The sequence below is a fragment of the Streptomyces glaucescens genome (assembly GCF_000761215.1).
Lineage (GTDB): Bacteria > Actinomycetota > Actinomycetes > Streptomycetales > Streptomycetaceae > Streptomyces > Streptomyces glaucescens_B.
This window is the reverse complement of the sequence record NZ_CP009438.1, coordinates 5,156,207-5,172,472: the sequence shown is the minus strand read 5'-3', so window position 1 is coordinate 5,172,472 and position 16,266 is coordinate 5,156,207. Positions and strand designations below refer to the sequence as shown.

Annotated in this window: 15 protein-coding genes; 9 read left to right on the top strand and 6 right to left on the bottom strand. The window is 72.9% G+C overall.

Annotation, left to right across the window (positions count from 1 at the left end; genetic code table 11):
- Positions 1–15 precede the first annotated feature (15 nt).
- The 3 genes from SGLAU_RS22535 to SGLAU_RS22525 all read left to right on the top strand — a co-directional run bounded on the left by SGLAU_RS22535 (position 16) and on the right by SGLAU_RS22525 (position 2,153).
- Positions 16–672 carry a TetR/AcrR family transcriptional regulator gene (locus tag SGLAU_RS22535; RefSeq protein WP_043504094.1) on the top strand — a complete coding sequence of 219 codons (657 nt, stop codon included), beginning with the start codon at positions 16–18 and terminating at the stop codon, positions 670–672.
- A gap of 10 nt (positions 673–682) precedes the next feature.
- On the top strand, positions 683–994 hold the full coding sequence (locus SGLAU_RS22530) for a hypothetical protein (protein WP_043504093.1): 312 nt from the start codon (positions 683–685) through the stop codon (positions 992–994).
- Positions 995–1,097: 103 nt separating this feature from the next.
- On the top strand, positions 1,098–2,153 hold the full coding sequence (locus SGLAU_RS22525) for a C40 family peptidase (protein WP_043504092.1): 1,056 nt from the start codon (positions 1,098–1,100) through the stop codon (positions 2,151–2,153).
- Between the two features lie 5 nt (positions 2,154–2,158).
- Here SGLAU_RS22525 and SGLAU_RS22520 read toward each other — a convergent pair whose 3' ends face one another.
- The 5 genes from SGLAU_RS22520 to SGLAU_RS22500 are packed head-to-tail and all read right to left on the bottom strand — an operon-like array spanning position 2,159 to position 8,031.
- Positions 2,159–3,421 carry a styrene monooxygenase/indole monooxygenase family protein gene (locus tag SGLAU_RS22520; protein ID WP_043504091.1) on the bottom strand — a complete coding sequence of 421 codons (1,263 nt, stop codon included), beginning with the start codon at positions 3,419–3,421 and terminating at the stop codon, positions 2,159–2,161.
- Between the two features lie 24 nt (positions 3,422–3,445).
- Entirely contained in the window at positions 3,446–4,093 is a 648-nt protein-coding gene (locus SGLAU_RS22515) for a GTP-binding protein (protein ID WP_043504090.1), read from the bottom strand.
- A complete protein-coding gene (locus SGLAU_RS22510; RefSeq protein WP_043504088.1) occupies positions 4,074–4,496 on the bottom strand; it encodes a DUF742 domain-containing protein in 423 nt (140 codons plus the stop codon). The genes SGLAU_RS22515 and SGLAU_RS22510 overlap by 20 nt, the downstream gene beginning before the upstream one ends.
- Positions 4,493–4,996: a roadblock/LC7 domain-containing protein gene (locus SGLAU_RS22505; protein WP_043504087.1), complete on the bottom strand. Its 504-nt coding sequence runs from the start codon at positions 4,994–4,996 to the stop codon at positions 4,493–4,495. Before SGLAU_RS22505 ends, SGLAU_RS22510 begins: the two co-directional genes overlap by 4 nt.
- Complete coding sequence (locus SGLAU_RS22500; protein ID WP_043504084.1) at positions 4,993–8,031, bottom strand: nitrate- and nitrite sensing domain-containing protein; 3,039 nt, start codon at positions 8,029–8,031, stop codon at positions 4,993–4,995. Before SGLAU_RS22500 ends, SGLAU_RS22505 begins: the two co-directional genes overlap by 4 nt.
- A gap of 368 nt (positions 8,032–8,399) precedes the next feature.
- Here SGLAU_RS22500 and SGLAU_RS22495 point away from each other — a divergent pair, with 368 nt between their 5' ends.
- Positions 8,400–9,200 carry a protein phosphatase 2C domain-containing protein gene (locus SGLAU_RS22495; RefSeq protein ID WP_043504082.1) on the top strand — a complete coding sequence of 267 codons (801 nt, stop codon included), beginning with the start codon at positions 8,400–8,402 and terminating at the stop codon, positions 9,198–9,200.
- Positions 9,201–9,413: 213 nt separating this feature from the next.
- Positions 9,414–11,837 (top strand): endopeptidase La, encoded by a 2,424-nt coding sequence (gene lon, locus SGLAU_RS22490; RefSeq protein ID WP_043504081.1) that lies wholly within the window; start codon positions 9,414–9,416, stop codon positions 11,835–11,837.
- A gap of 63 nt (positions 11,838–11,900) precedes the next feature.
- On the opposite strand, the gene SGLAU_RS22485 is transcribed toward lon, so the two are convergent.
- Positions 11,901–12,722 (bottom strand): lysozyme, encoded by an 822-nt coding sequence (locus SGLAU_RS22485; RefSeq protein WP_043504079.1) that lies wholly within the window; start codon positions 12,720–12,722, stop codon positions 11,901–11,903.
- Between the two features lie 307 nt (positions 12,723–13,029).
- Between SGLAU_RS22485 and SGLAU_RS22480 the strand changes: the two genes are divergently transcribed.
- The 4 genes from SGLAU_RS22480 to SGLAU_RS22465 all read left to right on the top strand — a co-directional run bounded on the left by SGLAU_RS22480 (position 13,030) and on the right by SGLAU_RS22465 (position 16,229).
- The gene (locus tag SGLAU_RS22480; protein ID WP_043504078.1) at positions 13,030–13,521 is read left to right on the top strand and encodes a MarR family winged helix-turn-helix transcriptional regulator; all 492 of its coding nucleotides are present in this window, start codon (positions 13,030–13,032) and stop codon (positions 13,519–13,521) included.
- Between the two features lie 60 nt (positions 13,522–13,581).
- A complete protein-coding gene (locus tag SGLAU_RS22475) occupies positions 13,582–14,259 on the top strand; it encodes a spermidine synthase (protein WP_043504077.1) in 678 nt (225 codons plus the stop codon).
- Between the two features lie 123 nt (positions 14,260–14,382).
- Entirely contained in the window at positions 14,383–15,123 is a 741-nt protein-coding gene (locus SGLAU_RS22470) for a response regulator transcription factor (RefSeq protein WP_043504074.1), read from the top strand.
- Positions 15,120–16,229, top strand: a complete 1,110-nt coding sequence (locus SGLAU_RS22465; protein WP_043504073.1) for a sensor histidine kinase — start codon at positions 15,120–15,122, stop codon at positions 16,227–16,229. The genes SGLAU_RS22470 and SGLAU_RS22465 overlap by 4 nt, the downstream gene beginning before the upstream one ends.
- Positions 16,230–16,266: the final 37 nt, after the last annotated feature.

Below are 16,266 nucleotides of genomic sequence, written 5' to 3'. Positions count from 1 at the left end.
ATTACGCTGCCGGTCATGACCCCTCAGGCCCCCGCCCGCACCTACCGCCGGCTCAGCGTCGAGGAACGGCGCAGCCAGCTCCTCGACGCCGCGCTCTCCCTGTTCGCGCACCGGGCCCCCGAGGACGTCTCGCTGGACGACGTGGCGGAGGCGGCCGGAGTCTCCCGGCCGCTGGTGTACCGATACTTCCCCGGCGGCAAGCAGCAGCTCTACGAGGCCGCCCTGCGCTCCGCCGCCGAGGCGCTGCGCGGCTGCTTCGACGAGCCGCGCGAGGGCCCGCCGCTGCCCCGTCTGGCCCGGGCCCTGGACCGCTACCTCGCCTTCGTCGACGAGCACGACGCGGGGTTCAGCGCGCTGCTGCAGGGCGGCAGCGTGGTGGAGACGTCCCGGACGACGGCCATCGTGGACGGCGTGCGGCGGGCGGCGGCCGAGCACATCTACCGGCACCTCGGGGTCGACGACCCCGGGCCCCGGCTGCGGATGACCGTCCGGATGTGGATCACCGCGGTGGAGGCGGCCTCCCTGATGTGGCTGGACGAGGAGAAGCAGCCGCCCGCCGGGGAGCTGCGGGACTGGCTGGTGGACCAGTTCCTCGCGGTGCTGTCGGTGACCGCGGCCCGGGACGCCCAGGCCGCGGCCGTGGTGGCCGACCTCGCCGCGGCGGATGGCTGACACTGGTGGCGTGAAGAGCGAAGACACCCCCTTCGAGGGCGGGCCGATGGACGGCCGCACGCTGCCCGTGCTGCTGGGGATCACCGGGCACCCGCCCAGGACGTACCGCATCCCCGTCCCCGACGCGGCGGGCGGCCCGCCGACCGTGCTGGTCTACCGCCGGGTGTCGCGCGGGCAGGGCCGGCTGACCCAGCGCTGGAAGTACGTGCACGACCCCGAGGGCGAGCCCGGCGGCCGGCCGAGATGGCCGTGGCAGAAGCCGTCGCGGCCCTCCGGTCCCGGCGCCACGCCGGGCGGCGACCGGGACGACGCCGAGGGGTGACGCGGTTACGCCATCCCGAGCACGTCCGGCGAGCGGCCCGCGCGAAGGCGCCGGATGCTCGCGGTGCGGCGCGGAGACTCCGCCCCGCACCGGAGGTGATGACGTGTCAGGAAGGTTTCTGCGTCTGGCCTGTGCGGCGGCCGTGACGGTCTGCGCCACCCTCGCGCCCGGCCCGGGGGCGAGCGCCGCACCCGAGCCCGGGCCGCCCCGCGACCGGACGCTGTCCGCGCTGCTGACGGACCTTCAGCGGCTGTACCGGGAGGCCGAGCGGGCGACGGAGACGTACAACGCCACGGAGGAGGAGCTGGAGGAGCGGCGTGCCGAGGTCGCCCGGCTCGACCGCGCGCTGGCCCGCGCCCGGCTCTCCCTGCACGACAGCCGGGGCGCCGCCGGGCGTCTGGCCCGGCAGCAGTACCAGAGCACGAGCACCGCCCTCTCGCCGTACGTGCGCCTCCTCCTGGCCCGTGACCCGCAGCGCGCCCTCGACGAGGGACATGTGATCGGCCGGGTGGCGCGGGAGCGCGCCGAGACGGTGGGCCGGCTCACCGGCACCGAGCGCAGGGCGGACGAGCTGGCCCGCCGGGCGCGCGGGGCGCTCGACGCCCAGCTCGCCGTCGCCGAACGGCAGCGCGAGGAGCGCGACGAGGTGCGGGAGCGGCTCGGCGACATCGAGGAACTGCTGGCCGCCCTCACCGCGGAGGAGCTGACCGCGCTCGCCGCGTTCGAGACCGAGGGGATCGAGAAGGCACAGCGGGACCTGGTGGCCTCCGGCGCGCTCGACGCCGAGGACGCCAAGCCGTCCGACGAGGGCGACCGGGCCCTGCGCTACGCCATGCGGCAGCTCGGCAAGCCGTACGAGTGGGGCGCGGAGGGCCCGGAGACGTACGACTGCTCCGGGCTGACCTCCGAGGCCTGGGGACACGCGGGCACCCCGATCCCCCGGACCAGCCAGGAGCAGTGGGCCGAGCTCCCCCGCGTCCCGCTGAAGGACCTGCGCCCGGGCGACCTGGTGGTCTACTTCCCGGAGGCCACCCACGTCGCGATCTACGCCGGCGGCGGCAAGGTCGTCCACGCCCCGCGCACCGGCGAGGAGATCAGGATCTCCCCGCTGGCGAACAACCCGGTGCTGGGGGCGGTGCGGCCGGACGCCCGGCCGTAGCGGTGTCAGGCGCCGGCCGCGCCCGAGACCTCCATCAGGTAGCCCTCGGTCTTCTGCGGCTCGTAGAAGAAGTTCTCGAAGTCCGACGGGTCGTTGAAGCCATTGGCGAAACGGTCCGCCACCGGCTGGAGCTGGCCCGCGGCACCGATGAGGTTCAGGACGTGCTCCGGCGGCGGGGCGAGCATCGTGTTGGTCCACTTGGTGACGTGCCGCGCCGTGGCCCAGTAACGGTCGAACGTGGCCCGCATCCACTCCTCGTCGAACGGCTTGTCGCCGTGTTCGAGGATGGCGGAGAGGTAGGCGGCGGCGCACTTGGAGGCCGAGTTCGAGCCCTGTCCGGTGATCGGGTCGTTGGCGACGACCACGTCGGCGACGCCGAGGACCAGGCCGCCGGAGGGCAGCCGGCCGATGGGGTTGCGCACGGTGGGGGCGTAACGGCCGGCGAGGGTGCCGCCGGCGTCGGTCAGTTCGACCTTGGTGGCCCGCGCGTACTCCCAGGGCGTGAACTTCTCCATGAGTTCCAGCGTCAGGGACAGGTGTTCCGCCGGGTCCTTGACGCCCTTGAACACGTCCAGCGGGCCGCCGGGTATGCCCTCCCAGAAGAGGATGTCGGCGCGGCCGGAGGTGGTGAACGTCGGCATGATGAACAGCTCGCCGACGCCGGGCACCAGGTTGCAGCGGACCGCGTCGAAGTCGGGGTGCTCCGGGCGCGGGCCCAGGCCGTGGACGTAGGCGACGGCGAGGGCGCGCTGCGGCTCGCTGTACGGGGAGCGCTCGGGGTCGCGGGCGAACATCTGCACCAGCTCGCCCTTGCCGGCCGCGACGAGCACCAGGTCGTAGGCGCGGGAGAAGTAGTCGAGGTCGCCGACGGCCGCGCCGTGGATGACGAGCTGGCCGCCGCGCTGCGCGAAGGTCTCCATCCAGCCGGCCATCTTCACCCGCTGGTCGACCGACTGCGCGAACCCGTCGAGCCTGCCCACCCAGTCGATCGCGCGCTGCGTCGGCCCCGGGTCGTGCGAGCCGGGGGCGGCCACGGAGACGCCGAGTCCCTGGATCTTCGGGGCCTGGGACTCCCAGAAGTTCAGCTGGAGGTCGCGCTCGTGCTGGAGTGCCGTGTGGAACATGCACTGCGTCGACATGACCCGGCCGGAGCGGATCTCGTCCGCGGTCCGGTTGGACATCAGGGTGACCTCGTAGCCGTGCGACTGGAGGCCGAGGGCGAGCTGGAGGCCGGACTGGCCGGCTCCGACGACGAGTATCTTCCGCATGCGGTTGCTGTCTCCTAGTCGGGACTACTCGGGGGTTTCGTCGAGCGCGTGGCCGACGAGGGCCAGGAGGGTCTCGATCACCGAGATCCGGCGCCGCGCATCCATGATCATGACAGGTATGTGCGGCGGAATCGTGAGGGCCTCGCGGACGTCCTCCGGATCGAACAGCTCGCTGCCGTCGAAGTGGTTGACCGCGACCACGTACGGAAGCCCGCAGCTCTCGAAGTAGTCGAGCGCCGGGAAACAGTCCTTCAGACGGCGGGTGTCGGCCAGGACGACCGCGCCGATCGCGCCGCGCACCAGGTCGTCCCACATGAACCAGAACCGCTGCTGGCCCGGTGTGCCGAACAGGTAGAGCACCAGGTCGTCGTCGAGCGTGAGACGGCCGAAGTCCATCGCCACGGTGGTGGTCAGCTTGCCGGGCGTGGCGGTGAGGTCGTCGGTCTCCTCGCTGGCCTCCGTCATCAGGGCCTCGGTCTGCAGCGGGGTGATCTCGGAGACCGCGGTGACCAGGGTGGTCTTGCCGACGCCGAAGCCGCCCGCCACCACGATCTTCGTGGCGATGGGCGCCCGGGTGCGGTCCGTCTGCCAGGACTTCAGGTCCTCGTCGGGCTCGGCCAGGCCGACGAGCGGGGAGACGCCACGAGCGGCATCAGAGACGGCGGAGTCCACTCAGCACCCTTTCCAGCAACGCGCGGTTCGGGCGGCCCGTGCCGTGCCCGGTACCGGTTCCGTACACGCGGATCTTTCCCTGGTCCGCGAGGTCGCTCAGCAGCACGCGGACCACGCCGAGCGGCATCTTCAGCAGCGCGGCGATCTCGGCCACCGTGCGCATCCGGCGGCACAGTTCGACGATGGCCAGCATCTCCGGCATCACCCGGGTGGTCAGGGAACCGTTCGTGAGTTCCCTGCGCTCCTCGGGCGCTTCCAGCGCGGCGGTGCTGGCCACGAACGTCTCGACCAGCAGGACGTGCCCGAAGCGGGTACGGCCGCCGGTGAGCGAGTAGGGGCGCACGCGGGCGGGCTTGCGGTCGCCGCCGCGGACCGGGAGCTGTGACTTCGGTGTGGCGCTCATCGGGCACTCCCCGTCGACTCGGACTCCAGGGATTTCCGCAGCTCACTGCGGAGTTCGGGGGTCAGCACATGGCCGGCGCGGCCGACGAAGAGCGCCATGTGGTAGGCCACCACGCTCATGTCGCAGTCGGCGGAGCCGTGCACCCCGAGCAGCGAGCCGTCACTGATCGACATGACGAACAGGCTGCCCTCGTCCATCGCGATCATGGTGTGCTTCACCCCGCCGAACTCCAGCAGGCGGGCGGCACCGATGGTGAGGCTGCCGATGCCGGAGACGATGGTGGCCAGGTCGGCGGCGGAGCCGCGCGGACCGGTGGGGCGGTCGGCCGGGGTCCGGCGGGCCTCCTCGTTCCTGCCCGGGTCGGAGGAGAGCAGCAGCAGACCGTCCGAGGAGACCACGGCCACCGAGAGGATGCCGGGCACCTCCTCGACGAGGTTGGTCAGCAGCCAGTGCAGATTGCGGGCCTCACTGCTCAGTCCGAAGGTACTGGGCGCGGTCAACTGCTTGCCTCCTCGACTGTGCCCCCCGTGGCTTCTTCGGCGTGTGCGTGTCCTGCGGTCGTGCGGTGGTGCGGTGCGGGTGCCCCGGGTGCCGGGGTCTGGCCCGTCTGCTCGGCGATCTCCGCCTCGACGTCGCGGCGGCCGGCCTCCGCCCCCCGGCGGAAACCGCCCAGCCGGCGGCGCAGCGCGTCCGCGTCGACACCGCCGGTCCGTGGCCGGGGCGTCGCCGACGGCGCGGTGATCTTCGGTGTGCGCTTGGGCAGCCCCTTGTCGGTGAGCGGTTCCTCACCCTCGTCGGGGGCGCGGTCGTGCGTGTCGGGCCCGATGGCGTACGGGTCGGCGGGGGCGGCCGGCTCCGGCACCACGGGGGCGGGCTGCGCGGTCGCGGGCTCCGGCGCCGCCGGGGCGGGCTGCGGCGTGGCGGGCCGGCCGGCCGCCGGGGCGGGTTCCGCGTGGTCGGCGGTTTCGGCGCGGTCGGTGCCGGCGGCACGGTCGGTGCCGGCGGCGTGGTCGGCGGTCCGGGAGCGGTCGGCGGCCTCGGGGCGGTCCGCGCGCGGGGGCTCCGGGATCAGCAGCTCCATGGTGGTCTCGGAGGGCGACTCCGGGACCCCGGCCCCGGCCGGCTCCCGCGGAGGTACGGCCGGCCCGGACGCGGAGTCGGTTCCGTGCGCCGAGTCGGCCCCGTGCGCGGAGGACGTCCCGGACGGGGAGCCGGTCCCCCGCCCGGAGTCGGCCTCGGCCGTCCCGGCGCCCGCGGCGGCGTCCCGCTCCCGTGCGGGCCCCTCCGTTCCGGCCTGCTCCGCCACGGCCTTCTCCGCGAGGGCCACCAGCGGGTCGCCGTCCTTCGCGCGGCCGGGCAGCACGTTGGAGTTGGCCTCGGCGTCGGCGCCGGGCAGGGAGAAGGTGTGGGTGCCGTCCGGGGACGGGGCGGCGCTGGGCACGGCGGCCGGCGCCGCCTCGGCGAGCAGCGGCTGCGGCAGGACGACGACCGCCGCGACGCCGCCCTGCTTCTGCTCGCGGAGCTGGACGCGGACGCCGAGCCGGTGGGCGAGCCGGGCGACGACGTACAGCCCGAGTCCGAGCCCGTCCTCGCCCTCGTGGTCGTACGCGGCGTCGGGGTCGAAGTCGGCGAGCCGGGCGTTGAGCCGGGTCATCCGCTCCTCGGTCATGCCGATGCCGCCGTCCTGGACGGAGAGCATGACCTCGCCGTTCTCCAGCAGCCAGCCGGAGACCTCGACGGGCACGTCGGGCGGGGAGAACGAGGTCGCGTTCTCCATGAGTTCGGCCAGCAGGTGGGAGAGGTCATCGGCGGCGAACCCGGCGATGTGCGCGTGCGGCGGGAGCGCGGCGATGCGGACCCGCTCGTACCGCTCGATCTCGCTGACCGCGGCGCGGACGACGTCGACCAGCGGGACCGGGCCGGGGTTCTGCTGGACGTGCTCGGTGCCGGCGAGGACGAGCAGGTTCTCGCTGTGCCGGCGCATCACGGTGGCGAAGTGGTCGAGCTTGAACAGGGTGGCGAGCCGGTCGGGGTCCTGCTCGCGCTCCTCCAGCTGCTCGATGACGGCGAGCTGGCGTTCGACCAGGCCGAGCGTGCGCAGGGCCAGGTTGACGAAGGTGCTGCCGATGCCGGCGCGCACCCGTTCCAGCTGGGCCGCCGACTCCTCCAGTTCGGCGCGCAGTTCCTCGCGGGCGTCGGCCATCTTCTGCCGCTGCCCGACCAGGTGCTTGCGGTCGGCCTCCAGGGTGACGACCCGCTCGTGCAGGGCCACGGCCTGGGCGTGCAGGGCGTTGACGGAGCGCACCACCCGGGCGAACTCGTCGTTGCGGCCGGTGAACCGGACCGGTTCCTCGGCGGCCGGGTCGGCGGCCTCGGCGAGCCGGGCGGAGCCGATGCGCAGCACGGCCAGCGGCCGGGTGAGGGAGCGCGCCATGGCGGTGGCGACACCGACGGCGAGCAGCAGCAGCGCGCCGAGGACCGCGATGCGGATCTCCAGCTCGGTGACGTCGTCGTCGCGCAGCCGCTCCAGGTCGGTGGTGCGCCGTTCGTACAGCGCGGCCTCGACACCGCGCATGGCGTCGACGCGGGCGGACAGCGCGGCGTTCAGCTTCCCGGCGTCGGTGCCGAGTTCCCCGTCGGAGAGGGTGGGCTGGTCGGTGAGGCTCGCCAGGTACTCCTCGGCGGAGTTGACCTCGTGGCCGGTGACCGTGGAGTCGTAGGAGGCGCGGGCGGCCTTGGTGGCGGTCTCGCGGAAGTCCTCCAGGGCGGCGTCGGAGCGCAGCCGGGCCTGCTGGGCGGCGGCGGAGAGCGCGGCGCGCTGCTTGCTGTCGGCCTCGGAGGAGGTGGTGACCGTGGCGGGCAGGCCGGTGATGGGGTCGATCACCGTCTCGGTGCCGCGCGGCACGCTGAGCGCGGCGAGCAGGAGTCCGCGGGCGGCGGCGGCCTGCTGGACGGCGGAGTCGAGTTCGGCGAGGGCGTACGCTCCGGAGCCCGCGCGGGACGGCAGCCGCTCGGCCAGGTCCTCGGCGAGGCGGTGGAGTTCCGCGATGGCGTCGGAGTACGCCTGGTGGGCTTCGAGAGCGGTGCTCTTCCCGGTGAGCGCCGCTCTGCGGACGGCCGCGATGGCGTCCAGGTCCCGCAGCAGCCCGCCCGGTGTGTCGCTGTCGGCGCGCAGCTCCTCGACCTGCCGGTCGACCCGCGCGCTGCGCTGCTCGGAGGGCGCCTTGGACTTGGGGCGGCCGGCCGCGACGTACGACGTCACCTCGTCGCGCTCGTCGGCGAGCGCGTGGGCGAGGGCCAGCGCGTCCTGGGTCCGCTCGGCGAGCGTGACCAGCTCCTGTGTGTCGCTCGCCTGCGCGGTCGCGGCGAGCACGGACGGGGCTCCCGCGCCGGCGATCGCGGCGGCCACCACGGCGACGGCCACGATCAGCCGGTTGCGTACGTGGGTGGGGCGGCCCTTCCCGACGGGGGTGTGCTCCGCTGCCCCCTCGGGGGCCGTCTGCCTGCCTGTGCGCCGAGGCCGCTTCTTCTGCACCGGTGCTCGCATTCCTGACTCGTGTACCCGTGGACCCGGGTGACGCACCGTCAACTGGCGCGTACTCCCGGTACAGTTCCCGACCCTCCCAGTGCCGGTGGGCAGGGGGCGTGCATCGCCTGACCCGCCACCCGAAGGAGTGAACATCGGACCGGAGTTGGCGGGCAAGTTCCTCTGGCGTGTGCGACCGCCTTGCGCGGTGGGCCGGTTGGACGTCCGGGGCAGGCTTTGGCAGTATTCGCCGCCACGCCTTGCCGGAGTACGCCAATCCCGCCCAAAACCGGCCGCTGACCTGCGGCGGTCCGGTGAATCGGGGACCGGCTCCGGTCTTTCGCGCACCGTGTGAAGGGGTCGTGCAGACTGACCGGATGCGTACGGAACTTGTCTCGGTGCCCGGTGATCCCGCACGCCCCAACGAGGACTTCGCGAGTGTCGCGCTTCCCGCTTCCGGACAGGGCGGTTGTCTGGTCGTCCTGGACGGGGTGACTCCGCCGAGAGGCGACACCGGCTGTCTGCATTCCGTCCCCTGGTACACCGCGCGTCTGGGCGGGGCACTGACCGAACTGACCGTTTCACTCCCGGATGTTCCGCTGTCCGGCGCACTGGCCCGCGCGATCGCCCGTACCTCCGAGGCGCACGCCGCAAGCTGTGACCTTTCTCACCCTCGGACGCCCCAGGCAACCGTCGTGCTGGCCCGCTGGACCGAGGAGACGTTCGACTATCTGGTGCTCTCCGACTCCGCCCTCCTCCTGGAGTCCCCCGACGGCGCGGTCACCCCGGTCCTCGACGACCGCCTCTCCCGGCTCCCGCGCGAGGCCCTCGTCTCCGACGCCGTGACCGACGCCGGCTACCGCAACAAGGAGGGCGGCTTCTTCACCGCGGCCGCCGACCCCGCCGTCGCCGCCCGCGCCGTGACCGGGGCGGTGCCGCGCGCCCGCGTCCGCTCCCTGACCGCCCTCAGCGACGGCGCCGCCCGCTGGACGGAGAGGTTCCGCGAGGGCGACTGGACCGATCTGCACACCGCCGTCCGCAAGAACGGCGCCCAGTGGCTGGTCGACCGCGTCCGCGCCCTGGAGACCGCCGACCGGGAGACCCGCGCGTACCTGGGCCGGAGCAAGACGCACGACGACGCCACGGTGGTGCGGGTGGAGCTGCCCCCGGCCGGCTGACGTCCGCCGGCTCCCCCGGCCGGCTGATCCGTCGGCTCCCCCCGGTCGGCTCCGGCCGAGGGGGCCGGACCGGCCCGTCGGCACGACCCACCTGACCAGCGAGAACACCGCACCCGCCCGGTGATCGCTCACAGCGAACAGCCCTCTGGGAACATTCACGATCCCCCGCGCATTGAGTCGGCATAACTCAACTTGACTGCCGAAGGGGAGATCATGGCTGCTGAGTCCACGGCGTTCACACCGCTCACCCTGCCTGTGCTGCCGCTCGACGACGAGGTCGTGCTGCCCGGGATGGTGGTTCCGCTGGACCTCAACGACACGGACGTACGGGCCGCGGTGGAGGCCGCGCAGGCGGCCGCGCGGTCGGAGCCGGGCAAGCCCAAGGTGCTCCTGGTCCCCCGCATCGACGGCACGTACGCGAGCACCGGTGTCCTCGGCACCGTCGAGCAGGTCGGCCGGCTGGCCGACGGCGACCCGGGCGCCCTGATCCGGGGCCGCGGGCGGGTGCGGATCGGTGCCGGGACGACCGGACCGGGCGCCGCCCTGTGGGTCGAGGGGACGCGCCTCGACGAGAGCGTGCCGGAGCCGCTGCCGGGGCACGTGGCCGAACTGGTCAAGGAGTACAAGGCCCTCGCCACCGCCTGGCTGAAGAAGCGCGGCGCCTGGCAGGTGGTCGACCGGGTGCAGGCCATCGACGACGTCTCCGCGCTCGCCGACAACTCCGGCTACTCCCCGTTCCTCACCACCGAGCAGAAGGTCGAGCTGCTGGAGACCGCCGACCCGGTCGCCCGCCTGAAGCTCGCCACCCAGCAGCTGCGCGACCACCTCGCCGAGCAGGAGGTCGCCGAGACCATCGCCAAGGACGTCCAGGAGGGCGTCGACAAGCAGCAGCGCGAGTTCCTCCTGCGCCGTCAGCTGGAGGCCGTCCGCAAGGAGCTGCGCGAGCTCAACGGCGAGCAGGAGGGCGAGGAGTCGGACGACTACCGGGCCCGCGTCGAGGCCGCCGACCTGCCCGGGAAGGTCCGCGAGGCGGCCCTGAAGGAGGTCGACAAGCTGGAGCGGGCCTCCGACCAGTCCCCCGAGGGGTCCTGGATCCGCACCTGGCTGGACACCGTCCTGGAACTGCCGTGGAACGAGCGGACCGAGGACGCGTACGACATCCAGGGCGCCAAGGCGGTGCTGGACGCCGAGCACGCCGGGCTCGAGGACGTGAAGGAGCGCATCACCGAGTACCTGGCGGTCCGCAAGCGGCGCAACGACCGCGGCCTCGGTGTCGTCGGCGGACGGCGCGGGGGTGCCGTGCTGGCCCTGGTCGGCCCGCCCGGCGTCGGCAAGACCAGCCTCGGCGAGTCCGTCGCGCACGCCATGGGCCGCAAGTTCGTCCGGGTGGCCCTCGGCGGCGTGCGGGACGAGGCGGAGATCCGCGGCCACCGCCGCACGTACGTCGGCGCGCTGCCCGGCCGGATCGTGCGCGCCATCAAGGAGGCCGGCTCCATGAACCCGGTCGTCCTGCTGGACGAGATCGACAAGGTGGGCTCGGACTTCCGCGGCGACCCGGCCGCGGCGCTCCTCGAAGTCCTCGACCCGGCCCAGAACCACACCTTCCGCGACCACTACCTGGAGGTCGAGCTCGACCTGTCGGACGTGGTCTTCCTCGCCACGGCCAACGTCCTGGAGGCCATCCCGGAGGCCCTGCTGGACCGCATGGAGCTGGTCCGGCTGGACGGCTACACCGAGGACGAGAAGGTCGTCATCGCCCGCGACCACCTGGTGCCGCGCCAGCTGGAGCGCGCCGGGCTCGGGGCGGACGAGGTGACCGTCGACGAGAGCGCGCTGCGCAAGCTCGCCGGCGAGTACACCCGCGAGGCGGGCGTGCGCAACCTGGAGCGGTCGATCGCCCGGCTGCTGCGCAAGGTCGCCGCCCAGCACGAACTGGGCGAGCGGGAGCTGCCGTTCACCCTCACCGACGGCGATCTGCGCGCCCTGATCGGGCGCCCGCACCACGTGCCGGAGTCGGCGCAGGACCCGGCCGAGCGCCGGACGTCCGTGCCGGGCGTGGCGACCGGTCTCGCGGTGACCGGCGCGGGCGGTGACGTGCTCTACGTGGAGGCGTCGCTGGCCGACCCGGAGACGGGCGCGGCGGGCCTGACGCTGACCGGCCAGCTCGGCGACGTGATGAAGGAGAGCGCGCAGATCGCCCTGTCCTTCCTGCGCTCGCACGGCGCGGAGCTGGAGCTGCCGGTCGCCGATCTGAAGGACCGGGGCGTGCACATCCACTTCCCGGCGGGCGCGGTCCCGAAGGACGGGCCGAGCGCGGGCATCACGATGACGACGGCGCTGGCGTCGCTGCTGTCGGGCCGCCTGGTCCGCACGGACGTGGCGATGACCGGCGAGGTGTCGCTGACCGGCCGGGTGCTGCCGATCGGCGGGGTGAAGCAGAAGCTGCTCGCCGCGCACCGCGCGGGGGTCACCACGGTGATCATCCCCAAGCGCAACGAGCCGGACCTGGACGACGTCCCGGCGGAGGTGCTGGACAAGCTGGACGTCCACACCGTCACCGACGTCCGCCAGGTCCTGGAACTGGCCCTGACCCCGGCGACCAGCGCCGCCGGGACCGAGGTCCCGGTGGCGGCGTGACGGACGCCACCGGACGAGGAAGGCCCGGCCCCCGTGCGGGAGGTCCGGGCCTTCCCCCGTGCGTCAGCCGTACGCCAGGGCCTGCACCCGGTCGAGCGCGCCGTTGAACCGGTTGTGGTCGCCCACGGTCGGTCCGGTGGAGGTGTACTGCCACATCGTGTAGTAGCCCCACCCGGCCGGCAGCTCGCCCACCGTGGAGGCGTAGCGCGCGATCCACAGCGGGTTGTACTGGGCGAAGCCGCCGTAGTTGCCGGTGCACTGCTTCCACCAGCTCGTGGCGGTGTAGATGACCGCGTCGCGGCCGGTGCGGGCCTTGTAGGTGTTCAGGAAGTCGCGGATCCAGGTGACCATCGCGGACTGCGTCTTGCCGTAGCAGGCGGCGCCGTAGGGGTTCCACTCGATGTCGAGGGCGCCGGGGAGGGTCCGGCCGTCGCGGGACCAGCCGCCGCCGTTGTCGACGAAGTAGTTGGCCTGGGTGGCGCCGCTGGTCGTGTCGGGGGTGGCGAAGTGGTAGGCGCCACGGATCATGCCCACGCCGTACGAGCCGGTGTACTGCTGCGCGAAGTACGGGTTCTTGTAGTACGTGCCTTCCGTGGCCTTCACGTAGGCCCACTTCACGCCGCTGTTCCACAGGGTCGTCCAGGCGACGTTGCCCTGGTGGCTGCTGACGTCCACGCCTTCGGTCTGGGTGGCGCCGCCGGGGGTCGGCGTGCCGTGCACACCGTCGTGGGCGGGCACGCCCATGCCCATGTGGGCGGTGCCGCGGGCGGGCAGGTCGGCGGCGGACGAGGGGACGGCGAACAGCAGGGAGAAGGCGGCGAGCAGGGTGCCGGTGACGGTCAGACGGCGCCGGCGTCGGGTCGTTCCGGATCTGTGCACGGGCATGACGTGCCTCCGAGGACTGAAGACTCGATGAAGGTGCTCGGTGGGGGTGTTCCGAGGTGTTCGTGGGGTGCTCGGTGGGGGGTGTCCGGTGGGGGAACACGGGGAGGTGGACGTCACCGTCCACTGGCTGGCGTGAGCATGCCAGCAATGGTTGCCTGGTGAAGAAGCTACGCACGTAGATGTGCGGGAGGGAAGAGGGCCCGGTCGCCGCCGTTGGTCTACGCCTGCGAAATACTGGCGGAGCTGCGGCGATGGCGGCCTTTGGCAGGAACTTTCAGGAGCGGGAAACCGGATCAGGGGTGCTGACGTGCACGAGGGCGGAAACGGCGGCGGACACGAAGGCGGAGCCGGGGCGACGCCGAGTGGTGTGGACCAGGAATACCTGGCGCTGGAGCGGGAGCTGACGGTCCTGATGCGGCGGGCCCGCGCCAAGCAGGGCGAGATGGCCCGCGCCGTCCACCCCGACCTGGAGTCGGCGGCGTACGGCCTGCTTGTCCGGCTGGACGAGTGCGGCCGGCAGCGGGCCACCGAACTGGCCGCCTACATCGGCGTCGGCAAGGCCACCATGTCCCGCCAGCTGCGCGCCCTGGAGGACCTGGGCCTGGTGGCCCGCGAGCCCGACCCGGCCGACGGCCGCGCCTGGCTGGTGCACCTCACCGAGGAGGGCCGCCGCCGGGTGCAGCGGGTGCGGGAGGCACGCCGGGCCCGGTACGTCAGCCAGTTGGCCCATTGGGACCGCCGTGAGGTGGCGGAACTGGCCCGGCTGCTGCAGCAGCTCAACCAGGGGATGGCGAAGTAGTCCCGGGCCCGGGTGATTAATTCCCGCAACGGTCCGCGCGTGAAGTGCCAGGATGGACGGATGCCCACCGCTTACGACATCCCCGAAGTCCTGGACCGTCGCGAGGGCCCCTACGGCGAGGTCGTGCTGCGCCGGCACGGCGACCTGCTCCAGATCATCGCGAACGGCTGCTTCCTGATGGACACCTCCGACGGCCGCTCGGAACGGCGGCTGGTCGACGCGGCGCTCGCGGCGCTCGACGAGCGGCCCGGACCCCGGCTGCTCATCGGTGGTCTCGGGGTCGGGTTCTCGCTCGCACACGCCGCCGCGAATTCCCGCTGGGGCCGGATCACGGTGGTCGAGCGCGAGCCCGCCGTGATCGACTGGCACCGGCGGGGGCCGCTTTCCGGCCTGTCCCGGGCGGCCCTGTCCGATCCGCGCACGGAGATCGTGGAGGCGGATCTGGTCGCCTTCGTCAATGAGACATCCGCCACGTACGACGCGCTGTGCCTGGACATCGACAACGGTCCCGGCTGGACCGTCACGGAGGACAACGGCGGGCTGTACGAACCGGCCGGACTGGCAGGCTGCGCACGCCTGTTGAGGCCCGGCGGAGTGCTCGCGGTGTGGTCCGCCGAGCCCTCCCCGGAATTCGAAGAAACCTTGCGGAATGCCGGATTCCGGCATGTGCGTACCGAAGAGATCCCCGTTGCCCGGGGCGTTCCGGACGTCGTGCACCTCGGCGTCCGACCTGGATAGCAAAGCCGCGGCGACTCCCCGTACGCTGCTTCCCTGACGCCGATCATTCAAGCGTCAATCGCAGTCATGCGCAGACATGGGATCACCCCACTGATTCCGGAAAGCACACTCTTGGGGCGGGCGATGGAGCAGACACACACCTCCCACAACGGCACGGCGACGACCACCCCCGGCGCACAGCGCCGGGTCCTGGTGGTCGAGGACGACGCGACGATCGTCGACGCCATCGCGGCCCGCCTGCGCGCCGAGGGGTTCCTGGTGCAGACGGCCGGCGACGGGCCCGCGGCGGTCGACACGGCCGAGGCCTGGCAGCCCGACCTGCTGATCCTCGACATCATGCTGCCGGGCTTCGACGGCCTGGAGGTGTGCCGCCGGGTGCAGGCCCAGCGGCCCGTCCCGGTCCTGATGCTCACCGCGCGCGACGACGAGACCGACATGCTGGTCGGGCTCGGCGTGGGCGCCGACGACTACATGACCAAGCCGTTCTCCATGCGCGAGCTGGCGGCCCGGGTGCACGTCCTGCTGCGACGGGTCGAGCGGGCCGCGCTGGCCGCCTCCACGCCGCGCAGCGGCATCCTCCGGCTCGGCGAGCTGGAGATCGACCACGCGCAGCGCCGGGTGCGGGTGAAGTCGGAGGACGTCCACCTGACGCCCACCGAGTTCGACCTGCTGGTGTGCCTGGCGAACACCCCGCGCGCGGTGCTCTCCCGTGAGCAGCTGCTCGCCGAGGTCTGGGACTGGGCGGACGCCTCCGGCACCCGCACGGTCGACAGCCACATCAAGGCGCTGCGCCGGAAGATCGGCGCCGAGCGGATCCGCACGGTGCACGGCGTGGGCTACGCCCTGGAGACGCCGACGCCATGAGCGACGGGCGGAGAGCCGCACGGAGGAGTCCCGGGCAGCCCTGGGGCGGCGTACGCCCGTTCTCGATCAAGACCAAGCTGGGGGCGCTGGTCGTCATCTCCGTGCTGATCACCACCGGGCTGATGATGGTGGCCATGCGCACCGAGACCGAGCTGCGCTTCATCACGGTCTTCTCGATGATCGCCACCCTGCTGATCACGCAGTTCGTGGCGCACTCGCTCACCTCCCCGCTGGACGAGATGAACGCGGTGGCGCGCTCCATCTCGCACGGCGACTACAGCCGCCGGGTGCGCGAGAGCCGGCGCGACGAACTGGGGAACCTGGCCCAGACGATCAATGTCATGGCCGACGAGCTGGAGGCCCAGGACCGCCAGCGCAAGGAGCTGGTCGCCAACGTCTCGCACGAGCTGCGCACCCCCATCGCCGGGCTGCGCGCGGTGCTGGAGAACATCGTCGACGGGGTCACCGAGGCGGACCCCGAGACCATGCGCACGGCGCTGAAGCAGACCGAGCGGCTGGGCCGGCTGGTGGAGACGCTGCTGGACCTGTCCCGGCTGGACAACGGCGTGGTCCCGCTGAAGAAGCGGCGGTTCGAGGTGTGGCCGTATCTGTCGGGCGTGCTGAAGGAGGCGAACATGGTCGCCTCGGCGCGCGCCGGGATCGCCTCCGGGTCGGGCAGTCACAGCCGTACCGACGTCCACCTGCACCTGGACGTGTCACCGCCGGAGCTGGTCGCGCACGCCGACCCCGAGCGCATCCACCAGGTCGTCGCCAACCTGATCGACAACGCGGTCAAGCACAGTCCGCCGCACGGCCGGGTGACGGTGCGGGCGCGGCGCGGGACGCAGCCGGAGTCGCTGGAGCTGGAGGTGCTGGACGAGGGTCCGGGCATCCCGCGCTCGGAGTGGCACCGGGTCTTCGAGCGGTTCAACCGGGGTGTGGTGAGCCGGCCGCACGGCCCCGGCAGCGACGGCGGCACGGGCCTGGGGCTGGCGATCGCGCGCTGGGCCGTGGATCTGCACGGCGGCCGGATCGGGGTGGCCGAATCCGAGCGGGGTTGCCGGATTCTTGTCACTCTTCCAGGACTTCCATCCGTGCCAAGTTGACGTAAAGTTCGAAGCGGAGCCACAAGATCCACAGGCG

Excerpts from the sequence above, each read along its gene's own strand:
- SGLAU_RS22535 (WP_043504094.1), top strand. The coding sequence starts at position 16 with ATGACCCCTCAGGCCCCCGCCCGCACCTACCGCCGGCTCAGCGTCGAG.
- SGLAU_RS22520 (WP_043504091.1), bottom strand. The coding sequence starts at position 3,421 with ATGCGGAAGATACTCGTCGTCGGAGCCGGCCAGTCCGGCCTCCAGCTC.
- SGLAU_RS22510 (WP_043504088.1), bottom strand. The coding sequence starts at position 4,496 with ATGAGCGCCACACCGAAGTCACAGCTCCCGGTCCGCGGCGGCGACCGC.
- SGLAU_RS22495 (WP_043504082.1), top strand. The coding sequence starts at position 8,400 with ATGCGTACGGAACTTGTCTCGGTGCCCGGTGATCCCGCACGCCCCAAC.
- lon (WP_043504081.1), top strand. The coding sequence starts at position 9,414 with ATGGCTGCTGAGTCCACGGCGTTCACACCGCTCACCCTGCCTGTGCTG.
- SGLAU_RS22485 (WP_043504079.1), bottom strand. The coding sequence starts at position 12,722 with ATGCCCGTGCACAGATCCGGAACGACCCGACGCCGGCGCCGTCTGACC.
- SGLAU_RS22475 (WP_043504077.1), top strand. The coding sequence starts at position 13,582 with ATGCCCACCGCTTACGACATCCCCGAAGTCCTGGACCGTCGCGAGGGC.
- SGLAU_RS22470 (WP_043504074.1), top strand. The coding sequence starts at position 14,383 with ATGGAGCAGACACACACCTCCCACAACGGCACGGCGACGACCACCCCC.
- SGLAU_RS22465 (WP_043504073.1), top strand. The coding sequence starts at position 15,120 with ATGAGCGACGGGCGGAGAGCCGCACGGAGGAGTCCCGGGCAGCCCTGG.